Source organism: Azospirillum fermentarium, from assembly GCF_025961205.1.
GTDB lineage: Bacteria > Pseudomonadota > Alphaproteobacteria > Azospirillales > Azospirillaceae > Azospirillum > Azospirillum fermentarium.
In genome coordinates, this window is the sequence record NZ_JAOQNH010000001.1 from 2,946,177 (window position 1) to 2,965,704 (window position 19,528).

Genomic DNA, 19,528 nt, shown 5'->3' on the forward strand with positions numbered 1-19,528 from the left:
AGTCAAAGAACTGCGGGTACGAGAAAGCACCCAATTGCAATAACGGGAATTGTCTGAACGAGTATACCGAACAGAACATCCATTAGAAGTTGAGTAAGGGCTATAAATAGAGGAATACCCGATACCCCCTCCCCCCAGACTCCCCAAGGTCGTGGTTCCCTGGCACCCTGACGGCGAAGAGAAATTTGTCAGAACGGTCGTGCCGTTGTTCACGGTCACAGTCACGGCGCTCTGCGCCGACGCCGTGCCGGCGAAACCGAACAGGGCACCGGCGCATAAAATGCCAAGAAGCTTCGTATTCATAACGATTGATACTCCGTCTCTGGAGGAAAATGATTGTTATCGAACGGTGGGAAGAGACAGCACCCTTGACGGACTCATCACCGCCGCAAGGAACGATGCCGAAACAAGACGGTGCCTCATGATTCCATCTCTCCCGGATGGGGGAACGGGGTCCGCCGTTCCATCCTTCGTCGTCCGTGGCCTGGCCGCTGGTTTTTCGATGCGCATACTTGGGCATACACCTAAGAATGCGATCTAATTATTTGTACGCGGCATAGTTGATAATGGCCCAGCCACGGCAAAAAAGCAAACGCCTGCGTGCAAAAGACCCGTGACAATTCGTGCTATAGGTTGGTTACTCGCCCCGCAGCGACGCGATGGGATCGAGACGGGAGGCGGACACCGCCGGATAGAGGCCGGACAGCAGCCCCACGGCAACCGACATGCCAAGCCCCAGCGGAACGGCAACCGCCGGCAGCGCCACGTCCCACCCGGCGGTGCGGGCATAGACGGCGGCGGCGGCCACGCCCACGGCGGTGCCGATGCCGCCGCCGGTCAGCGACAGAGCGGCCGATTCCACCAGCACCATGGCGCGGATATCGCGCGGGCGGGCACCCAGCGCCAGGCGCAGGCCGATTTCGCGGCGGCGCTCCACCACGTTCATCAGCATGACGTTCATCACCCCCACCCCGCCGACGATCAGCGAGATGCCGCCGATGGCCGACAGCAGGGCGGTGTAGACGGTCATCTGCTCCGCCTGGGCGGCGATGAGTTGGCGGGCGGTCTGGGTGTGGACCGGGCGCGGGCGTGGGGAGGCGGCGAAATGGGCGGCGACGGCGGCAACGGCGGCGGAATCCTCCGCCCCCGGCGCCTTGCGCAGGATGATGGTGGCGATCTCCCCATCCGTGCCCAGCCCTGCGGCCAGCCGCTTCATGCCCGGCTGGGGGATCAGCACGGCGCCGTTCAGATCCACCGGCAGCAGCGGGTTGGGCACCACCGGGGCCAGGATGCCGACCACCGTGTAGCGGTAACGGCCCAGCGCCACCGTGCCCCCCGGTGCGGTGCCCAGCAGCCGGGCGGCCTCCGCCCCCAGCACCGCGACGGTCAGGGCGGCGTCGGCGGCCCCCAGCGGGCGCCCGGCGGCGGCGGTCAGGCGGGCCAGCCGGAACATGTCGGGGGTCACCCCGGCGATGGGCAGCATCAGCCGGGTGCCGGCGCGGGGGATCTCCACCCCCGCCACCGCCAGCGGGGCGGCGTCGGTGATGGACGGCAGGCGGGCCAGCGCCGCCACATCCTCCGCCGTCAGGGCGAACACCGCGCCGGAGGGGGCGAAATCCTTGCGCACCGCCAGGATGTCGATGCCCATGGCCATGAACTGCCGCACCGATTGCTGCTGGGCGTTGTGGCCGATGGCGATCATGGCGATGACGGCGGCGGTGCCGATGACGATGCCCAGCAGCGCCAGCAGCGACCGTTGCCCCGCCGCCCGCAGGTTGCGGAAGGCGTCGGCCACCAGTTCGCGCCACACGCCGGGCGCCCAGCGCCCCCACCCGCTCATTCGCCGCCCCCTCCCCCGGCTCCTGCCCCGTCCGGCGGCAGCAGCCGCCCGTCCTGCATGACCAGCCGGCGGGGGCAGCGGGCGGCGATGGCCGGGTCGTGGGTGACCATGACGATGGTCAGCCCGGTTTCGGCGTTCAGCGCAAAGAACAGGTCGATGATGGTGCGGGCGGTGGCGCTGTCCAGATTGCCGGTGGGTTCGTCGGCCAGCAGCAGCGCCGGCCCGCCGACGATGGCGCGGGCCACCGCCACCCGCTGGCGCTGGCCGCCCGACAGGGCGTCGGGCCGGTGGTGCAGCCGCCCGCCCAGCCCCACCCGCTCCAGCGCCGCTGCCGCCCGGTCGCGGCAGGCGGCGGGCGACAGGCCGCGGTAGAGGAAGGGCAGCGCCACATTGTCCAGCGCGCTCAGCCGCGGCAGCAGGTGGAACGCCTGGAACACGAAACCCAGACGCCGGTTGCGCAGATGGGCCAGACGGTCGGGGTGGGCCGCCCCCACATCCTCCCCATCCAGCAGGATGCGCCCGGCATCGGGGCGGTCCAGCAGCCCGATCAGGGTCAGCAGCGTGGATTTGCCGGAGCCGGAGGCGCCGGTCACCGCGCACACCTCCCCCCGCGCCACGGTGAACGACACCCCGCGCAGCACCGGCACCCGCGCCGCGCCGTCACCCAGGCTCTTGTTAACGCCGTCCAGGGACAGGATGGGGGCGGTCATGGCGGGGCGCCGGGATCGTCCCGGGTGATCGACGCCGCCGGCTCCCCCGCCGGCCGGGCATAGGCCGGCAGCGGCAGGTCCGGGCCGGCGGGCGGCGCCATGACCGGAGCCGGCAGCGGGTCGGGGATGATGTCCGCCGGGGCGGCACACCCCGCCGCCGCCAGCACGGCCAGGGCGGTGCCGAGCAGCCGGCGGGCCGCTGCGGGCCTCATGGCCGCCCCTCCGGCACCGCCGCGTCGTCGTTCAATTGAATGCCCCAGGTGTCGAGGGTGGCGCCCGCGGTCTGGTCCAGGGCGATCAGCGCGTCGAGATAGGCCACCAGCGCCGTCAGCTCTCCGTTCTCCGCCGCGCGCAACTGGTCCTGGAAGGTCACCACCTGGAAATTGCTGGACCGACCGGCGCGCAGCTTGACGGTTTCGCTGTCCAGCGTCTTCTGCGCCAGTTCGCGCACCTGCCGGCTCAGCGTGTACTGCCGCCACGCGGTGTCCAGGGTGCGGGCGGCGTCGCGCACCTGCTGGTCCACCTGGGTGCGCAGTTGCTCCAACTGCACCTCGCTCTGGCGCAGGCCGACGGCGGCCTGCACCTCCTGCTGCCTGATGGCGGGGTTGTTGAGGGGGATGCTGAGCTGAAGGCCGGCGCGCAGGTCGGTCTTGGTGTCCGGCAACGCCGTGGTGGCCCCCCACGCGGTGCGCCCCGCCCCCGGCGCGTTGACGCCCACCACCAGCGACAGATCCCACAGTTGCTGATTGCGCGCCACGTCCAGCCCGATGCGGGCACTGTCGATGGCGACCATCTGCGCCAGATAGTCGGGGCGGTTTTCGAAGGCCAGCGCCCGCACGGTCTCCACCTCCACCCGCACGGGCCGGGCGGTCAGGGTGTCGGCGGGAACGATGCGGGTGTGCAGGTCCAGCGCCAGCAGGCTGAGCAGGGCCAGACGCGCGGAATCGAAGGCGTTTTCCGCCTGCAGCACCCCCAGCTCCTGCACCGACACGCTGGATTGCGCCTGGGCCAGGTCGATGTCGGCCATGCGCCCGGCGGCGATCAGGGCGCGGTTGGTCGCCTCAAGCTCGCGGGCACGCTTCAGGGCGGCCTTGGCCAGCACGATCTGCTGGCGGGCCTGGATGAAGCGGTGATAGGCCCCGGCGATGGCGGTCACGGTGTCGGCCACCGCCGCCTTCAGCCGAAGCTGGTTGTAGCGTTCGCGCAGCCGCGCCTCGCGCACCGGGGCCAGGGTGACGTCGGGGCCGGCGCCGCGCAGCAGCGGCTGGATCACCGTCAGCGACAGCGACGATTGCCCGGTCAGGCTGTTGCCCCCCTTCTGCCGCCGCCCGGTCTGCACCGCATCCCACGCGAAGCTGATGGAGGTGCCGAGCGGTGTCAGCATCTGCACCACCGGCGTCACGGTGGCGTCCGCCGTGCGCGCGGCCCCGGTGCGGTCGGCGGTGATGCCGGCAATCAGCACGCCCTTGGGCGACAGCAGGGATTCCGCCACCGTCAGGTCGTATTTGTCGAGCACCCGCTGGAGGTAGGCGCTCTTGACCGCCCGGTTGCGGCGCAGGCCGAGATAGACCGCCTCCGGCAACGTCAGGCGGATCTCCGGCCCGGCGGGAGGCACCGGCGCCGTGGCCCCCGCCGGCTGGGCATAGCGCGGCAGCGGCCCCACCTGCCCCGCCGCCGGGACGGCCACGAGCAGCACGGCGGCGAACCACGCCGCCGCCCCGAACGGGGGTGTGCCCCCGGCCCTCGATCGTCCCCACATGCGCGTTCCGGCCACCCATACGGCCCAGGAGGCATTGTCCGGGGGGACGATGCAACCCTGCGGCGGTTCTGCCGCCAATGCAGCCCAACCGGCAGGCGTGTGTCAAACCGAAAGTGGCCGCACCGCCAAAGCCGCGTCAGGCCGCCGGCTCCGGCACGCCGGCGGCGGGCGCATAGGCCGTGCCGTACAGCACCAGCGTGGTCTGGCCCGTGACGGAAACCGGGCCGGACGGGCCGGTCTGGGTGGTTTCGTAAAAGACCGAGGCGCCATGGCCCGTGGGCACGCCGCCGGGCACCGATGCCGCGGTGATGGTCAGGGTGCCGCCGCCGGTGACCGTCAGCGACCCCGGCCCACAGATGTTCACCGGCACCGTGGCATCCTGCCCGCCGGTGTCGATGGTCAGGCCGGACGTCACGCCATTGTCCATGGTGCCCTGAATCACCAGCCCGGTCAGGCCGGTCAACTGATCCGTGTTCAGAACCGTGCCCGCCTTGACGATCATCACGGTGTCGATCACCGACCAGACGGCCCCGCCGGCCTTTTTCTCGGCATTGCCGGGATCTTGGGAGCCGTAGAAGGCCAGCGTCAGTGTCTGCTCGGTGACGAGGGCACACTGGAAGCCGTAGAAGCCCGTTGCCCGGATCTGGCTTCCCGGCATCACCCCCATCGACTGGGGCGACGGCGCCGGGGTGTCGTAGAACGGCGCGAAGCTTTCCAGCGTGCCGCCGGCCCCGTTGACGATGTAGGTGGTCGGGTCGGTCCTGCCCCCCACCATCTGCAGCCTTTCATAGCTGTGGACGTGCCCGGCCAGCACCAGATCGACGGTTTGCCCGGCCTTGGCCGCCACCTGATCCACAAGCTGGAAATAGGCTGTCGGCCCATGGTCCTGCGACGACGAATACGGCGGCTGGTGCATGAACACGATGTTCCACACCGCCGTGGAGGCTTTCAGCGCGTTCTGAAACCACATGATTTGCGGCGCGTCCAGGTTGCCGGAAGAACTCGCCGTGGTGGACAGCGTTCCCAGCAGCACCTCGTTCTTATCGTTGCTGAGCGCGAAAAGCTGGACGAGGGGGGTATCGGCAGCGGGCACGGTGCCCTGGGACACGGAGTAATAACGGATGCAGGGGCCATCCTTGTCCACCGGACTCAATGGCTGCTCCAATCCGGCAAAATTCATCTGATAGTTGTCGTTTCCCTCCATCAGATATTCTTCCTGCGTCTTGGACTCGGTGAGGGAGGGGGACGGCGCGGTAACGGTTTTCCGATATTTCTGCTTCCACCAGTCATGGTCCCCGATCGCCGGGAACAGACGCATGGTTTCCGATGGGGTGACGCCAGGCGGGGTATAGGGATTGGGGGAGAGCGCCAACTGCTCCACGTCGTAACTGACCGACGGGTAACACAGGAAACCACCATACAGTTTGCCGACGGCGTTGATGTAATCCGTGCTCGTCGCCGGCTCGTTTTCATCGCCCTGGCTCCACGGGCAATAGACCTGATCCCCCACCGAAACCACGAAATTCGATGGGATGGCGGGGGAAACATACTGTTGCATGGCCGTGGCCACACCCGCCGCGGCCATGGCGACGACGCTGGTGGTGCTGTTGTTGGCATCGACGCCGCCCGACCCGTAATCGCCGACCACACCGAAGGTAACCAGAGGAGCAAGGGAAGCAGGAGAGGGAGTTCCGGTCATGATGGCCTCTTATTTTTTGGTACAAGGCGGGCGAAAACCTCGTTGATACGCAAAGAACGCACCCGGATACTCGCCAAAGCCCAATCATGGCACAGTAAAAATTGCAACCAAACGCCGACAATCACATAAATAAGTTCTCAAATAAGATCACATTTTGTCAGATTTGATGAATTGAAGATTGATTGTTTTCATTACCACCGCACCGGGGGCCGGCAGCCGAACAAAGAAAACGGGCGCCGAACCACGTGTCCGGCGCCCGCTTCATCACCCTGACGGCCCGATGACCGGATCAGAACGGAATTTCGTCGTCCAGGTCGTTGTGGACCGGGCCGCGGCCACCGCCGCCCTGACCACCGCCACCGCCGCCGTAGCCGCCGCCCTGGCCGCCACCGCCACCACCGTAGCCGCCGCCACCCTGGCCGCCGCCGCCGTAACCGCCCTGGCCACCGCCATAGCCGCCACCGCCGCCGCCATAACCACCGCCCTGGCCGCCCCCGCCACCGCCGTAGCCGCCGCCGCCGCCGCCGCCGCCTTCGCCGTCACGGCCGCCGCCCATGAAGTCGATCTCGTTCACGCGCACCGACAGGCCGGCACCGCGGGTGCCGTCGCGCTTTTCGAATTCGCGCAGCGTGACTTCGCCCGACACCACCACGGCCTTGCCCTTGGTCAGGTGCGGGGCCAGGGATTCCGCACGGCGGCCCCAGATGGAGCAATCGACCCACTGGGTCGTCTTGCGGTCGCCGAAGCCGACGTCGTTCGCCACCCGGAAGCCCAGAACCTTTTCCCCGCTCTGGACCGAGCGCAGTTCCGCATCGGCCCCCAAACGCCCGCTGAAGGTCCACACGTTCATCTCTTGCCTACTCCTCTCATCCGGGCGCCCGGCTCGGGCGGCGCCTGCTTGGTCTGGTGGGGAAAAAACAACGCCGCGGGGCCGGCGTCAACCGGCCCGTGGACGCCCGCCGGAACCGGCGCTGCGGCGGGCGGTTTAGGGCTTGCGCAGCCCACGGGCTGCTGGTAAGAACAATAGAGGAACACCCTGTGCGATTGCAACGATCCTGACGTTTGCCGTCCTCCGGCCCACCGTTCATCGGCCCGCCGTTCACCGGCCACCGTCCACCGGATGAAGACCCCATGACCAAATGCCTCAGCGTCCGCGGTGCGCGGGAACACAATCTGAAGAATGTCGATGTGGATCTGCCCCGCGACAAGCTGATCGTGATCACGGGCCTCAGCGGGTCGGGCAAATCCTCGCTGGCCTTCGACACCATCTATGCCGAGGGCCAGCGGCGGTACGTGGAAAGCCTGTCGGCCTATGCCCGCCAGTTCCTCGAACTGATGCAGAAACCCGATGTGGAATCCATCGAGGGGCTGTCGCCGGCCATTTCCATCGAACAGAAAACAACCTCGCGCAATCCCCGTTCCACCGTCGGCACGGTGACCGAGATCTACGACTACATGCGCTTGTTGTGGGCGCGGGTCGGCGTTCCCTATTCCCCCGCCACCGGCCTGCCCATCGAAAGCCAGACGGTGTCGCAGATGGTGGACCGCGTGATGGCGATGGATGAGGGCACGCGCCTGCTCCTCCTGGCCCCCATCGTCCGCGGGCGCAAGGGGGAGTACAAGAAGGAGATCCAGGATCTGCGCAAGCGCGGATTCCAGCGCGTGCGGGTCGATGGCACCCTGCACGACATCGACTCGGTGCCCGCCCTGAACAAGAAACTGAAGCACGACATCGACGTGGTGGTGGACCGCATCGTGGTGCGCGAGGGGCTGGGCAACCGGCTGGCGGATTCGCTGGAAACCGCGCTGGGGCTGGCCGACGGCATCATCTTCGTCGAGAACGCCGACAGCGGCGAACAGACGGTGTTCTCGCAGAAATTCGCCTGCCCCGTCTCCGGCTTCACCATCCCGGAGATCGAGCCGCGGCTGTTCTCGTTCAACAACCCCTTCGGCGCCTGCCCCACCTGCGACGGGCTGGGGTCGAAGATCTATTTCGATCCCATGCTGGTGGTCCCGGACGAGCGGCTGACGCTGGCCAAGGGGGCCGTCGCCCCATGGGCCGGATCCTCCTCCCCCTATTACGGCCAGACGCTGCACAGCATCTGCGGCCATTTCGGCGCGTCCATGGACACGCCGTGGCAGGATCTGCCCGAGGAGGTGCGCAAAACCATCCTGTTCGGGTCGGATGGCAAGCCCATCACCATGACCTACGACGACGGCCTCAAGCACTACCAGACCCACAAGGCGTTCGAAGGCATCGTCAACAATCTGGAACGGCGCTACCGCGAGACCGAAAGCAACTGGACCCGCGACGAGCTGTCGAAATACCAGTCGTCCCAGCCGTGCGAGACCTGCAAGGGTGCGCGCCTGAAGCCGGAGGCGCTGGCGGTCAAGATCCGCGGCCTGCACATCTCCCAGACCGCCGAGATGTCCATCGGCGCCGCCGCCGACTGGTTCGCCACCCTCAACGGGCACCTGCGCCCCAAGGACCAGGAGATCGCCCACCGCATCCTGAAGGAAATCAACGAGCGGCTGGGCTTTCTCAACGCGGTCGGGCTGGAGTATCTGACGCTGGCCCGCGGGTCCGGGTCGCTGTCGGGCGGCGAGAGCCAGCGCATCCGGCTGGCCTCCCAGATCGGCTCGGGGCTGACCGGCGTGCTCTATGTGCTGGACGAACCGTCCATCGGCCTGCACCAGCGCGACAACGACCGGCTGCTGGCGACACTGAAACGTCTGCGTGATCTCGGCAACACCGTCATCGTGGTGGAGCATGACGAGGACGCCATCCGCACCGCCGATTATCTGGTGGACATGGGGCCGGGTGCGGGCCAGCACGGCGGCAGCGTGGTGGCCCAGGGCACGCCGGCGGAGGTGCAGCAGAACCCCGCCAGCATCACCGCCGCCTTCCTGAACGGCACCCGCGGCATCACGGTGCCCGAGGCGCGGCGGCCCGGCCATCCCGGCCAGTTCCTGGAGATTACCGGCTGCCGCGGCAACAACCTGCAGAACGTGTCGGCCCGCGTGCCGCTGGGCACCTTCACCTGCGTCACCGGGGTGTCGGGCGGCGGCAAATCCACCCTGGTCATCGAATCCCTGTACAAGGCGGTGGCCCGCAAGCTGATGGGGGCCCGCGAGCACCCCGCCGAGCACGACGCGCTCTTGGGGTTGGAGCATCTGGACAAGGTGATCGACATCGACCAGTCGCCCATCGGGCGCACCCCGCGGTCGAACCCGGCCACCTACACCGGCGCCTTCACCCCCATCCGCGACTGGTTCGCCGGCCTGCCCGAGGCCAAGGCCCGCGGCTACGGCCCCGGCCGCTTCTCCTTCAACGTCAAGGGCGGACGGTGCGAGGCATGCCAGGGCGACGGCGTCATCAAGATCGAGATGCACTTCCTGCCCGACGTCTACGTCACCTGCGACGTCTGCCACGGCAAGCGCTACAACCGCGAGACGCTGGAAATCCTTTACCGCGACAAGAGCATCGCCGACGTGCTCGACATGACCGTGGAAGAGGGCAAGGAGTTCTTCAAGGCCGTGCCCTCCATCCGCGACAAGCTGGAAACCCTGGAACGGGTCGGGCTGGGCTACATCCACATCGGGCAGGCGGCCACCACGCTGTCGGGCGGCGAGGCCCAGCGCGTCAAGCTGTCCAAGGAACTGAGCCGCCGGGCCACCGGGCGGACCCTCTATATCCTCGACGAGCCCACCACCGGCCTGCATTTCGCCGACGTGGAAAAGCTGCTGGAGGTGCTCCACGCCCTGGTGGACCAGGGCAACACCGTGCTGGTGATCGAACACAATCTGGAGGTCATCAAGACCGCCGACTGGATCATCGATCTCGGCCCCGAGGGCGGCACCGGCGGCGGTGAGATCGTTGCCGCCGGCACGCCGGAAGACGTGGCCAAGGTGGAGCGCAGCTACACCGGGCGCTACCTCGCTCCCTACCTCGAAAGCGCCCGGAAGACGCGCAAACGCGCCTGAACGAAACAAGCCTCCCGCAGCAGCGTTTCCGCCCCATCGGAAACCTGCCAAGGGAGCGGTTCGATGAAAACGCGCGTTCTGCCCGGTATCGTTCTGGCGACCGGTGCTGCCCTGCTGGTCGCGGCCTGCGGGTCCAGCGAGACCACCAGCCACCGGACGTCATCCACCACCACCACGACCACCACCACGCCGAACTACGGCACCACCGTGGTCACCCCGGCGCCGTCGGGATCATCCACCACCACCATCGAGCGGCGGACCACGACCAGCGAATGACAGAGGCAGACCGGAGGGCGCCGCCCTCCGGACCTCCATGCCTGATGGCTGGATTCCATGGCTGTCCCAGATTCTCCAGATTCTATGGCTGTCCCAACGGCTGTCCCAACGCCATGCTTGCCCATGGCCCCGGACATGGGACGGGCACGCTGCCAGCGATGCCGATCACGGGACCAACCAGAACACACCGCCGGCGGCACCAGCCAAGGCCAATAACCGCCATAGGGCGGACGCCCGCGCCTTGACAGGGTCCACCCGCGGTTTGCTCGCCTTTGTCCTGATCACGGTTGCTCATCCCCGATGAGGCGGGGGAATCCGAAACCTCAGACCTTGTACGCGATGCGCAGGCCGCCCCAATGACGCCCGCGCACCATGATCGGCGCCGACACGTCCTTCATCAGCGCGAACTTCCCCCCGCCCATGTCGCGGCGGTAGGTCTGGAGCAGGAACGGCTTGACGTTCTTGCCGGCGGCCAGCCCCACCCGGTCGTTGAAGATGCGGCGGTTGCGGCAATTGGCGGCGTTCCACACCGGATCCCTGCCCTGGGGCTGGCTGAAGGCGCGGTTGTGGGTGGGGAGATAGCCGTTTTCGTCCACCGCCACGCAGAACACCACCCGGCCGTTGCGGGTCAGCGTCTCCTCCTGCACCTCCGGCAGCACACGATCGCAGAAATTGGTGAAGCGGGCCATGTACTGCTGCGGGTCGGAGCCGCCGATGGGCTGATACTGACGGTCGAACAGGTCGCCTTCCGCCACCTCACCGCGGGCCAGCCCATCCTCGAACCGGGTGGCGATGCGGGCCGCCGCCTCCTTGGCCATGCGGATGAAGGGGGTGTCCACCGTGTCCACGTCCAATTCGGCGGTGACGCCGATCAGCCGCTCGCTCATGCCCAGCAGGTTGTGGATGCGGTCGCGGGCCTGGGCCAGATTCTCGTTGGAAAGCTGAACGCCGACCGCGAGATCGCCGATCTCCCGCTCCAGCTCGCGGCAGTTCAGCGCGATGTCGGACGAGGCGTTGTCGATCTTGTCGGTTTCGCTGTGCAATTCGGCCATGGCCCGGCCCACGGTGTCGATCACCGCCCCGATGGCCGTCGTGCCCTCGCTCACCGCGCGGGCGCGGCTGGCGCTGGCCGCACTCTCGCCCATCAGGCGCTGGGCCTGCTCGTTGAGGTACTTCAGGGTCGAATCGATTTCCGCCGTCGCCTCGCTGGTCTTGGTGGACAGGGCCTTGACCTCCCCCGCCACCACGGCGAAACCGCGCCCCGCCTCGCCCGCGCGCGCCGCCTCGATGGTGGCGTTCAGCGCCAGAAGGTTGGTCTGCTTGGCGATGGCGTAGATTTCCTTGGCCACCTTGCCCACGCGCTCCAGCGCCTCGCGCAGGCCGACCACCTGGGTTTCGATGCCGCCGACGGAATCCACCAGGGAATGGATGTCGTCCAGCGACTGCTGCACGCGGTCGTGGGACGCCTCCACGTCCCGCCGGGCGCGTTCGGTCACCTGGCGCGCGATGGTGGAGGCCGCGGCGATGCGCTCGGTGCTGCTGGTCATGCGCGAGCCGGTGTCACGAAGCTGGGCGAACACCTCCGCCTGCTTGTTGATCCGTCCGCTGACATCTTCGACGTGACCGGCGACATCGGCGATTTCGATGCCGAGAGTTCCCGCCTCTGTGGCTATGTCCGCGATGAGGTAAGCCCGGTTGCCGAAGGTGCTGTCCATTGCGTCCGCCGATTCTTGCTGTTTTATGTTTGCGTGTTGGGATCGTTCACTCCCCGAACCATATAATGCCGTTTTCTTGCGAGACTGCAATATCACGGGGACATTCTTGGTACGAAGGAACAACCCATGGGGACAGTTTAGCACTCAAAGGATTAACGGATCGTACCAGCGGCACCGTATGACGAGGCCGATTGACGCGCGGCGAAACGCCGTTTCCGATCCCCTGTCCCATGGTTTCGCCCTTGCGCCGGGCAAAGACACGCCACGGGAGATGGCACCCCGCCGGGCGTCTTGCCAACGGGGTGCGACAAAATGCGCAAAATATCGAAATTAGCGAAAATGCCGGGTCTTTCACCCGCCCTGGACGCGCTCGTCCAGCCGGTCGTCGCGCAGCCCGGCGGGTTCCTGGTGGATCAGCACCTCGGCGGGATCGAAGCGGGTCTTCAGATCCCGTTCCACCGCGTCGGTGATGTCATGGGCGCGGGTCAGCGGCAGGGCCGGGTCCAGCTCCAGGTGCAGCTCGATGAACACGCCGGTGCCGGTGCTGCGGGTGCGCAGGTCGTGCATGCCCCGCACCGCCCGGTGTTCCAGGACGGCGGCGGTGATCCGCTGCCGCGCCGCTTCCGGCAGTTCGTGGTCCATCAGCACATTCAGGGCGTCCCGCGCGATGCCGTGGGCGCCATACACCAGAAACGCGGCGATCCCCAGGGCGAACAGCGGGTCAACCGCCGGAATGCCGGTCCAGGTGGTCAGCACCAGGGCCGCGATGACCGCGCTGTTCATCAGCAGGTCGCCGGAATAATGCAGCCGGTCGGCCCCGATGGCGATGGAGCCGGTGCGGGTGACCACATGGCGCTGATAGGCGATGAGCACCGCGGTCAGCGCGATGGACAGCACCATCACGCCGACACCCACCGCCCCGTCCTCCACCGGCTGGGGGCTGGTGAAGCGGTGCACCGCCTCCACCCCCAGGAACACCGCCGATCCGGTGACGAAGGCCGCCTGGGCCAGGGCCGCCAGCGGCTCCGCCTTGCCGTGGCCGTAACGGTGGGCGGGGTCGGCGGGCTTCATGGCATGGCGCACACCGTACAGCGTGACCAGCGACGCCATCAGATCGGTGCAGGAATCCACCAGCGAGGACAGGATGCTGACCGCCCCCGTCATCAGATAGGCCACCAGCTTGGCGGTGATCAGGGTGAAGGCCACCGCGACGCTGGCGATGGTCGCCCGTCGGCGCAGCCTCTCCGCCTCGGCCGGGCTGATGCGGTCCGCCGTGGGGGGAGTGGTCATGATCGTTGCTGCCCTGCGCTGATGAACATCACCGCTTTCTTATGGGAACAGCCGGTCGGTTGTCCATCCGCCGGGAGGCTGGCCAGCCATGACCTCACGGGTAAACAGAATCCGTTCGTGCAGACGGAACGGGCGGTCCTGCCAGAATTCGATGCGGCGGGGCACAATGCGGAACCCGGTCCAATGGGGCGGGCGCGGCACGTGGCCGATGGCGAATTTGGCGGCGAACTGGGCCACGCGCTTTTCCAGCTCCCACCGCCCCTCCATGGGGCGCGACTGCTGGGATGCCCAGGCGCCGATGCGGCTGTCGCGCGGGCGGCTGTCGAAATAGGCGTCGGCCTCGGCGTCCGTGACGGTTTCCACCGCGCCTTCCACCCTGATCTGCCGCTTCAGCGTCTTCCAGTGAAAGCACAGGGCGGCGTTGGTGTTGGCCAGAAGCTGTTCGCCCTTGCGGCTTTCGGTGTTGGTGTAGAAGACGAAGCCGCGGGGATCGACGCCCTTCAGCAGCACCATGCGCACCGACGGCACGCCGTGGGCGTCGGCGGTGGCCAGCGCCATGGCGTTGGGGTCGTTGGGTTCGCTGCGCTCGGCCTCCGCCATCCAGTCGGCGAAGGTGTCAAAGGGATCTCGTTCGGTCAGATCGGACATGGTTTCCTCGGGTCGAACCGGCCCCGGCCCGTCCATGACGGCAGGACGGCTCCCGGAGGGTGGAGAAAAGAATGGCGCGCAAGCCCCCCCGCGTCACGTCGCAATTCACAGCGGCCACAGGTTTTCGTATATCAGGGGCCACCGGCGCGCCGAATCCTTCTTTCCGGTCCCCGATGGGGGGACGGACCGGCGGCGGTGCATCAACTGTCGAGGTTTGGTTTTCATGTCCGCAAAGACCTTTGGTCCCCTGGCCGGCCCCCTGGCCGCGCCCCTGGCTCTGGCCCTGGCCACGGTGATGCTGTCCGGCTGCTTCACGTCCGGTTCCAGCGGCGGCAGCAGCAGCGCGCCGGGCGGCCCCGTGATCGACGCCCGCATGGGCGCCGGCACGGAAAAGCTCAACGCCTCCGGCGTGGGCACCCTGCTCGGCGCCTTCGTGGGCCGCGACATCGCCGATTCCCTGGACAAGGAGGATCAGCAGGCGGCATCCAAGGCCATGACCCGCGCCTATGCCGCCCACCTGGGCGAGGTGACGCAGTGGAGCAACCCCAAGTCGGGCAACTCCGGCACCATCACGACCACCCGTGAGGGCTACAACACCGCCAACACCTATTGCCGCGAGTTCCGCCAGACCGTCACCGTGAAGGGAAAGACGGAACTGGCCTATGGAACCGCTTGCAAACAGGCCGACGGCGGTTGGAAAATCGTCAAGAATTCCTAACGTTCTTGTCATGCCCCACGGTTGAGGGGCGGAACCGGGCAGCCCATGCGTGATCCGTACACGGTCCTCGGCGTTGCGCGCAACGCCAGCGCCGACGATATCAAGAAAGCCTATCGGAAGCTGGCGAAGCAATACCACCCCGACCAGGGTGGCGGCGGCAACGAGGAACGGTTCAAGGAGGTGTCGGCAGCTTATTCCCTGCTGTCCGACACCGACAAACGTGCCCGTTTCGACCGTGGGGAGATCGACGCCGCCGGGTCCGAACGGCACGCGGGCGGCGGGCGCTGGTCCTCGTCCACCCGCGGACGGGCCGGCGGGACCGGCGGCGGCGGCGACGATGCCTTCGGCGACGATTTCTGGTTCTCCGACCTGTTCGGTGCCCGCAAGCGCGGCGGCGCCGCCGGGGCCGGCGGCAGTGCCGGGGTCAAGGCCAAGGGCACCGACATCGCCTATTCCGTCACCGTGCCGTTCATGGAAGCGGCGCTGGGCACCAAGCGGCGCATCAGCCTGTCCAACGGCAAGAGCATCGACGTCGCCATCCCCCCCGGCACCGACAACGAGCAGAAGCTGCGGCTGAAGGGTCAGGGCCTGGCCGGGCTGGGCGGCGGCACCCCCGGCGATGCCATCGTCGAGGTGCATGTGGAGCCGCACCCCCTGTTCACCCGCCAGGGCGCCGACATCCATCTGGAGGTGCCCATCACCCTGTACGAAGCGGTGCTGGGGGCGTCGATCCGCGTGCCCACGGTCAATGGTGCGGTGTCGGTGAAGGTGCCGCCGGGGTCCAACACCGGCTCCGTCCTGCGCCTGCGCGGCAAGGGGGTGATGAACCAGACCACCAAGAGCCCCGGCGACCAGTATGTGAAGCTGCGCGTGGTGCTGCCCGACCCGCCCGACAGCGAGCTGATGGAATTCATGGAAAAGTGGGCGCGCACCCGCAGCTATGACGTGCGCAAGAAGGCCGGGCTGGAGTAACCCCCCGTCCGAATGGAAAAAGTGGAGCCTGCCGCAACGGTCAGGATTGCGCCCGCCGCATCCTTTCCGGCAGACTCCCGTTCCTGATCCACCCCCTTTTGCCCCGGTTCCGGCGGGAAAGAGTCCAGGCACATGGAAGCGGCCTACAGCATCATTCTGGTCGGTTCGGCGCTTCTGATCCTCAGCATCCTGTCGGGGGCGCTGGCGATCCGCGTGGGCACCCCCCTTCTTCTCATCTTCCTGTCGGTCGGGCTGATCGCGGGGGAGGACGGGCTGCTGGGCATCGCCTTCAGCGATGCGCCGCTGGCCTTTCTGGTGGGATCGGCGGCGCTGGCGGTGATCCTGTTCGAAAGCGGGTTCGACACGCGGCTGTCCGCCTACCGCGCGGCGGCGTGGCCGGCCATGAGCCTGGCCACCGCCGGGGTCGGCATCACCACCGGCGTGGTGGGGGTGGCCGCCCATTACCTGCTGCACCTGCCGTGGGTCGAGGCGTTCCTGCTGGGATCGGTGGTCAGCTCCACCGACGCGGCGGCGGTGTTCATGCTGCTGCGGGTCGGCGGCATCACCATCCGCGAACGGGTGCGCTCGGCGCTGGAAATCGAATCCGGCAGCAACGATCCCATGGCGATCCTGCTGACCATCCTTCTGGTGGAGATGGCAACGTCGGGCCATGTGATGGGGGCCGGGTCCATCGCGCTGGAATTCCTGCTGCAGATGGGTGGCGGCGTGGTGGCCGGGGGCCTGGGCGGGGTGCTGCTGGTGGCCTGCATCAACGGCATGAAGCTGGACAGCGACCTCTACCCGGTCATTTCCCTGACGCTGGCGCTGTTCATCTTCGGCGCCACGGCGGCCCTGGGGGCCAGCGGCTTCCTGGCCGTCTACGTGGCGGGGCTGGTGGCCGGCAACGTGCATCTGCGGGGTGCCCAGGGGCTGCGGCGGTTCCACAGCGGCCTGACATGGCTGAGCCAGATCGTCATGTTCGTGCTGCTGGGCATGTTCGCCACGCCGCGCCATTTCGCCGACATCGCCCTGCCCGCGGTGGCGCTGGCGGTGCTGCTGATCCTGGTGGCGCGCCCGCTGGCGGTGTGGCTGTGCCTGATCCCCTTCCGCTTTTCCGCCAACGAGACGACGTTCGTGGCCTGGGTCGGCCTGCGCGGGGCGGTGTCGATCCTGCTGGCGCTGGTGCCGATCCTGGGCGGGCTGGAAAGCGGACAGGTGATCTTCAACACCGCCTTTCTGGTGGTGGTGCTGTCGCTGCTGGTCCAGGGCTGGACCATCCGCCCCATGGCCCGCTGGCTGGGGCTGATCATCCCGCCGCGCACCGGCCCGGTGGACCGGGTGGAACTGGAGTTGCCGGGGGAGGCCAACCACGAGCTGGTCGCCTACACGGTTCACGCCAAGAGCCCCGCCGCGCGGGGGCAGAAGGTGCCGCGCTGGGCGCGCCCGTCGCTGGTGATCCGCAACGGCACGGTGGTGCCCATCTACCGCGCCAAGCCGCTGATGGGCGGCGACCACATCTATGTCTTCGCCGCCCCGTCGCGGCTGCCGCTGCTCGACCGGCTGTACGGCGGCACCCGCCCGCTGGACCAGGACGACCACCAGTTCTTCGGCGATCTGGTGCTGAACCCCGACGTCACCGCCGAACAGGTGGCGGAGATGTACGGGCTGCCGCTGGCCCTGCCCAACGCCGATCTCAGCCTGCGCGCCCTGTTCGCCAAGGAATTCGGGGCGGGGGTGGAAATCGGCGACCGCATGCGCATGGGCGGCGTGGAGCTGATCGTGCGGGACATGGAGGAGGCGGTCATCACCTCCATCGGGCTGGCGCTGGAGCCGACGCCGGTGTCGCAGCCGCGCATCGCCCTGTTCGAGAACCCCGGAACGCTGCTGCGCCGGTCGTTCGGGCGCTGGCGGGCGGCCATCAGCTTCCGCCTGTGGCAATGGCGGGCGCAGCGGCACAAGAGCGTGCCCCCCGCCGGCATCAACGAATGACCGTCACCGGATGACGAAACGGTCCAGCAGCACGTCGCGGACCTTCACGCCCTTCATTTCCCGGTCCAGAACCTGACCGATGGTGCTCTTGACCAGTCTGGCCCCTTCCGCCCCTGCCAGTTGCGACGGATCGAGCTGGCGGATGCGGTCCGACAGCCGGTCGGAAATACGGTCCAGATACGGCGCCGCGACCGTCGGGTCCACGCCGGGGTCCAGCTCGATCAGCGCCCGCACGTCTATCACCTGCCGGTCGTTGCCCATGGCGAACGACATTTCCGGCAGGCGGGCGTAGTTGCGCGTGGTTCCCGTGACCGACATCGGCGATTTCGGCTTGTTGGCGATCACGGCGGTGACGCCGCCCAGCACCGCCAGCAGCAGCAGAACGCCGGCCACGACCACGGGAAAGCTCAGGGAAACATGCTCGCCGTTCTCGCGGCGCCGGAAAATGATGCGCACGGCCGATCCACCCGCTATGGCCGGGGTACCGACACCCCGCCGCCGAGCGCAGAGTAATCGGACAACCAAAGTGTTTAAAGCCGAAAGCGAGGCGTGCGCCCGCTTCCGTCCCCATGCGGCGTCACGGACGGGACAGTTTGTTCTTTTCCCGATACATGCTGCATTGCGTCAATTCATACCATGACAAGTCATGCGTGCTTTGTTAGCAAAAAGTGTCCACCCAATCATAATCACAAGGAATCTCATTGATGAATACGTCAGTGTTCAAGGCGGTCTTTCCTGCCCTGGCCGTCCTGTCTATTGTCACCGCGGCTGCGACGGCCCAGGCCCAGATTGCCGAATTGCGCAGCAGCAACATCAAACTGTCCATCAACCGCGGGGACGTGTCGGTATCGGGGATTTCATCGGGCGCGGCCATGGCGTTCCAGCTTCACGTCGCCCATTCCAAGGATCTGGTGGGGGCCGGTCTGGTGGCCGGCCCGCCGTTCCGCTGCGCCGACCTGATGCTGGGGCAGACTCCACCGGTCACGTCGGACATCACCGCCACCAACATGTGCACGGCCTATTACAAGAAGATCCCCGCCCTGGCCGTGCCGGGCGTGGCCGGACGCCCCATCGAACTGTCACAGCTCGCCTACCTGGCCAAGGACGCCTTCGACCGCCGGGCGGTGGACCCCAAGGACGGCCTGTGCGGTGACCGGGTGTACCTGATCGCCGGGGGCGACGATCAGACGGTGCCCGCCAATGTCACCAACGCCACCAAGGCGCTGTACGAGACCCTGCTCGGGTCGTGCGCCGACAAGACGGCCACGCAGAACATCGTGTCCAAGGTGGTCCCGGCCATGCCGCACACCATGCCGACCACCGCGTCCCCCAACCAGACGGGCTGCGTGGCCGGGGCGCCCTACATCGCCAATTGCGGCATGGACGGGGCGGCGGACATGATGGCGTACCTGCACCACCGCGAGAACGTGCCCCAGGCCAACCGCCCAGCGGAGCCCAGCAACCTGATCCGGTTCGACCAGCACGCGGTGATCGGACCCGGCAACCCCACGTGGCGGATGCACAAGTACGGCTACATCTATGTGCCGGAAGGCTGCAAGAACGGCCAGTCGTGTTCGCTCCACATCGCGCTGCACGGCTGCCACCAGAACCAGGACCAGATCAACCTGGAAAGCTACGACCCCAAGCACACCTATCTGTTCGCCGCCGACGCCGGCTACAACGAATACGCCGAGCGCAACAACATCGTCGTCCTGTACCCCCAGGCCCAGAACACCGACGGGGTGTCGGGGATCAGCGGCAACCCCAGCGGTTGCTGGGACTGGTGGGGTTATAACGGCGCCGGCTATTGGCGCAAGGATGCCCCCCAGATCCGCACCATCTGGAAGTTCGTGGAGACGCTGAGCCGGCGTTGACAGGCCGGGAATTCCCCAGTCATGGCGGCACAATATTATCATGCCGCCATGGCC

General features: G+C 67.5%; 16 protein-coding genes. 6 read left to right on the top strand and 10 right to left on the bottom strand.

The genetic code is table 11. From position 1 onward, the window contains the following. Window positions 1-637 precede the first annotated feature (637 nt). The 6 genes from M2352_RS13800 to M2352_RS13825 form a co-directional block, all read right to left on the bottom strand. Window positions 638-1,840, bottom strand: coding sequence for an ABC transporter permease (locus M2352_RS13800; RefSeq protein ID WP_264665051.1), 1,203 nt, complete (start codon window positions 1,838-1,840; stop codon window positions 638-640). Further along, window positions 1,837-2,550, bottom strand: coding sequence for an ABC transporter ATP-binding protein (locus tag M2352_RS13805; RefSeq protein WP_264665052.1), 714 nt, complete (start codon window positions 2,548-2,550; stop codon window positions 1,837-1,839). The genes M2352_RS13800 and M2352_RS13805 overlap by 4 nt, the downstream gene beginning before the upstream one ends. Then, on the bottom strand, window positions 2,547-2,762 hold the full coding sequence (locus M2352_RS13810; protein WP_264665053.1) for a hypothetical protein: 216 nt from the start codon (window positions 2,760-2,762) through the stop codon (window positions 2,547-2,549). The genes M2352_RS13805 and M2352_RS13810 overlap by 4 nt, the downstream gene beginning before the upstream one ends. After that, the gene (locus M2352_RS13815; protein ID WP_264665054.1) at window positions 2,759-4,309 is read right to left on the bottom strand and encodes a TolC family protein; all 1,551 of its coding nucleotides are present in this window, start codon (window positions 4,307-4,309) and stop codon (window positions 2,759-2,761) included. The genes M2352_RS13810 and M2352_RS13815 overlap by 4 nt, the downstream gene beginning before the upstream one ends. Before the next feature lie 136 nt (window positions 4,310-4,445). Next, complete coding sequence (locus tag M2352_RS13820; protein WP_264665055.1) at window positions 4,446-6,008, bottom strand: metallophosphoesterase; 1,563 nt, start codon at window positions 6,006-6,008, stop codon at window positions 4,446-4,448. Between the two features lie 289 nt (window positions 6,009-6,297). Next, window positions 6,298-6,858, bottom strand: a complete 561-nt coding sequence (locus tag M2352_RS13825) for a single-stranded DNA-binding protein (protein ID WP_264665056.1) — start codon at window positions 6,856-6,858, stop codon at window positions 6,298-6,300. Window positions 6,859-7,139: 281 nt separating this feature from the next. Here M2352_RS13825 and uvrA point away from each other — a divergent pair, with 281 nt between their 5' ends. Both uvrA and M2352_RS13835 read left to right on the top strand, forming a co-directional pair. Continuing rightward, window positions 7,140-9,992, top strand: a complete 2,853-nt coding sequence (gene uvrA / locus M2352_RS13830; protein WP_264665057.1) for an excinuclease ABC subunit UvrA — start codon at window positions 7,140-7,142, stop codon at window positions 9,990-9,992. A gap of 63 nt (window positions 9,993-10,055) precedes the next feature. Further along, window positions 10,056-10,268, top strand: a complete 213-nt coding sequence (locus M2352_RS13835) for a hypothetical protein (protein ID WP_264665058.1) — start codon at window positions 10,056-10,058, stop codon at window positions 10,266-10,268. A gap of 323 nt (window positions 10,269-10,591) precedes the next feature. Here the strand turns inward: M2352_RS13835 and M2352_RS13840 are convergent, their stop codons facing one another. From M2352_RS13840 to pdxH, 3 genes are all read right to left on the bottom strand, one after another. Beyond that, complete coding sequence (locus tag M2352_RS13840) at window positions 10,592-11,983, bottom strand: methyl-accepting chemotaxis protein (protein ID WP_264665059.1); 1,392 nt, start codon at window positions 11,981-11,983, stop codon at window positions 10,592-10,594. A gap of 351 nt (window positions 11,984-12,334) precedes the next feature. After that, window positions 12,335-13,273: a cation diffusion facilitator family transporter gene (locus tag M2352_RS13845; RefSeq protein ID WP_264665060.1), complete on the bottom strand. Its 939-nt coding sequence runs from the start codon at window positions 13,271-13,273 to the stop codon at window positions 12,335-12,337. 39 nt (window positions 13,274-13,312) lie between these two features. Continuing rightward, complete coding sequence (gene pdxH / locus M2352_RS13850) at window positions 13,313-13,921, bottom strand: pyridoxamine 5'-phosphate oxidase (protein ID WP_264665061.1); 609 nt, start codon at window positions 13,919-13,921, stop codon at window positions 13,313-13,315. A gap of 223 nt (window positions 13,922-14,144) precedes the next feature. Between pdxH and M2352_RS13855 the strand changes: the two genes are divergently transcribed. The 3 genes from M2352_RS13855 to M2352_RS13865 all read left to right on the top strand — a co-directional run bounded on the left by M2352_RS13855 (window position 14,145) and on the right by M2352_RS13865 (window position 17,600). Next, the gene (locus M2352_RS13855; RefSeq protein WP_264665062.1) at window positions 14,145-14,639 is read left to right on the top strand and encodes an RT0821/Lpp0805 family surface protein; all 495 of its coding nucleotides are present in this window, start codon (window positions 14,145-14,147) and stop codon (window positions 14,637-14,639) included. Between the two features lie 45 nt (window positions 14,640-14,684). Further along, on the top strand, window positions 14,685-15,611 hold the full coding sequence (locus M2352_RS13860) for a DnaJ C-terminal domain-containing protein (RefSeq protein ID WP_264665063.1): 927 nt from the start codon (window positions 14,685-14,687) through the stop codon (window positions 15,609-15,611). A 132-nt stretch (window positions 15,612-15,743) separates the two neighbouring features. Next, a complete protein-coding gene (locus tag M2352_RS13865; RefSeq protein ID WP_264665064.1) occupies window positions 15,744-17,600 on the top strand; it encodes a potassium/proton antiporter in 1,857 nt (618 codons plus the stop codon). Between the two features lie 3 nt (window positions 17,601-17,603). Here the strand turns inward: M2352_RS13865 and M2352_RS13870 are convergent, their stop codons facing one another. Next, on the bottom strand, window positions 17,604-18,056 hold the full coding sequence (locus M2352_RS13870; RefSeq protein ID WP_264665065.1) for a flagellar basal body-associated FliL family protein: 453 nt from the start codon (window positions 18,054-18,056) through the stop codon (window positions 17,604-17,606). A gap of 248 nt (window positions 18,057-18,304) precedes the next feature. On the opposite strand from M2352_RS13870, the gene M2352_RS13875 reads away from it, so the two are divergent. After that, window positions 18,305-19,474, top strand: coding sequence for an extracellular catalytic domain type 2 short-chain-length polyhydroxyalkanoate depolymerase (locus M2352_RS13875; protein WP_264665066.1), 1,170 nt, complete (start codon window positions 18,305-18,307; stop codon window positions 19,472-19,474). The last annotated feature ends 54 nt before the right edge of the window (window positions 19,475-19,528 follow it).

Coding starts and splice junctions, on each gene's coding strand:
- M2352_RS13800 (WP_264665051.1), bottom strand. CDS start 1,840: ATGAGCGGGTGGGGGCGCTGGGCGCCCGGCGTGTGGCGCGAACTGGTG.
- M2352_RS13805 (WP_264665052.1), bottom strand. CDS start 2,550: ATGACCGCCCCCATCCTGTCCCTGGACGGCGTTAACAAGAGCCTGGGT.
- M2352_RS13810 (WP_264665053.1), bottom strand. CDS start 2,762: ATGAGGCCCGCAGCGGCCCGCCGGCTGCTCGGCACCGCCCTGGCCGTG.
- M2352_RS13815 (WP_264665054.1), bottom strand. CDS start 4,309: ATGTGGGGACGATCGAGGGCCGGGGGCACACCCCCGTTCGGGGCGGCG.
- M2352_RS13820 (WP_264665055.1), bottom strand. CDS start 6,008: ATGACCGGAACTCCCTCTCCTGCTTCCCTTGCTCCTCTGGTTACCTTC.
- M2352_RS13825 (WP_264665056.1), bottom strand. CDS start 6,858: ATGAACGTGTGGACCTTCAGCGGGCGTTTGGGGGCCGATGCGGAACTG.
- uvrA (WP_264665057.1), top strand. CDS start 7,140: ATGACCAAATGCCTCAGCGTCCGCGGTGCGCGGGAACACAATCTGAAG.
- M2352_RS13835 (WP_264665058.1), top strand. CDS start 10,056: ATGAAAACGCGCGTTCTGCCCGGTATCGTTCTGGCGACCGGTGCTGCC.
- M2352_RS13840 (WP_264665059.1), bottom strand. CDS start 11,983: ATGGACAGCACCTTCGGCAACCGGGCTTACCTCATCGCGGACATAGCC.
- M2352_RS13845 (WP_264665060.1), bottom strand. CDS start 13,273: ATGACCACTCCCCCCACGGCGGACCGCATCAGCCCGGCCGAGGCGGAG.
- pdxH (WP_264665061.1), bottom strand. CDS start 13,921: ATGTCCGATCTGACCGAACGAGATCCCTTTGACACCTTCGCCGACTGG.
- M2352_RS13855 (WP_264665062.1), top strand. CDS start 14,145: ATGTCCGCAAAGACCTTTGGTCCCCTGGCCGGCCCCCTGGCCGCGCCC.
- M2352_RS13860 (WP_264665063.1), top strand. CDS start 14,685: ATGCGTGATCCGTACACGGTCCTCGGCGTTGCGCGCAACGCCAGCGCC.
- M2352_RS13865 (WP_264665064.1), top strand. CDS start 15,744: ATGGAAGCGGCCTACAGCATCATTCTGGTCGGTTCGGCGCTTCTGATC.
- M2352_RS13875 (WP_264665066.1), top strand. CDS start 18,305: ATGAATACGTCAGTGTTCAAGGCGGTCTTTCCTGCCCTGGCCGTCCTG.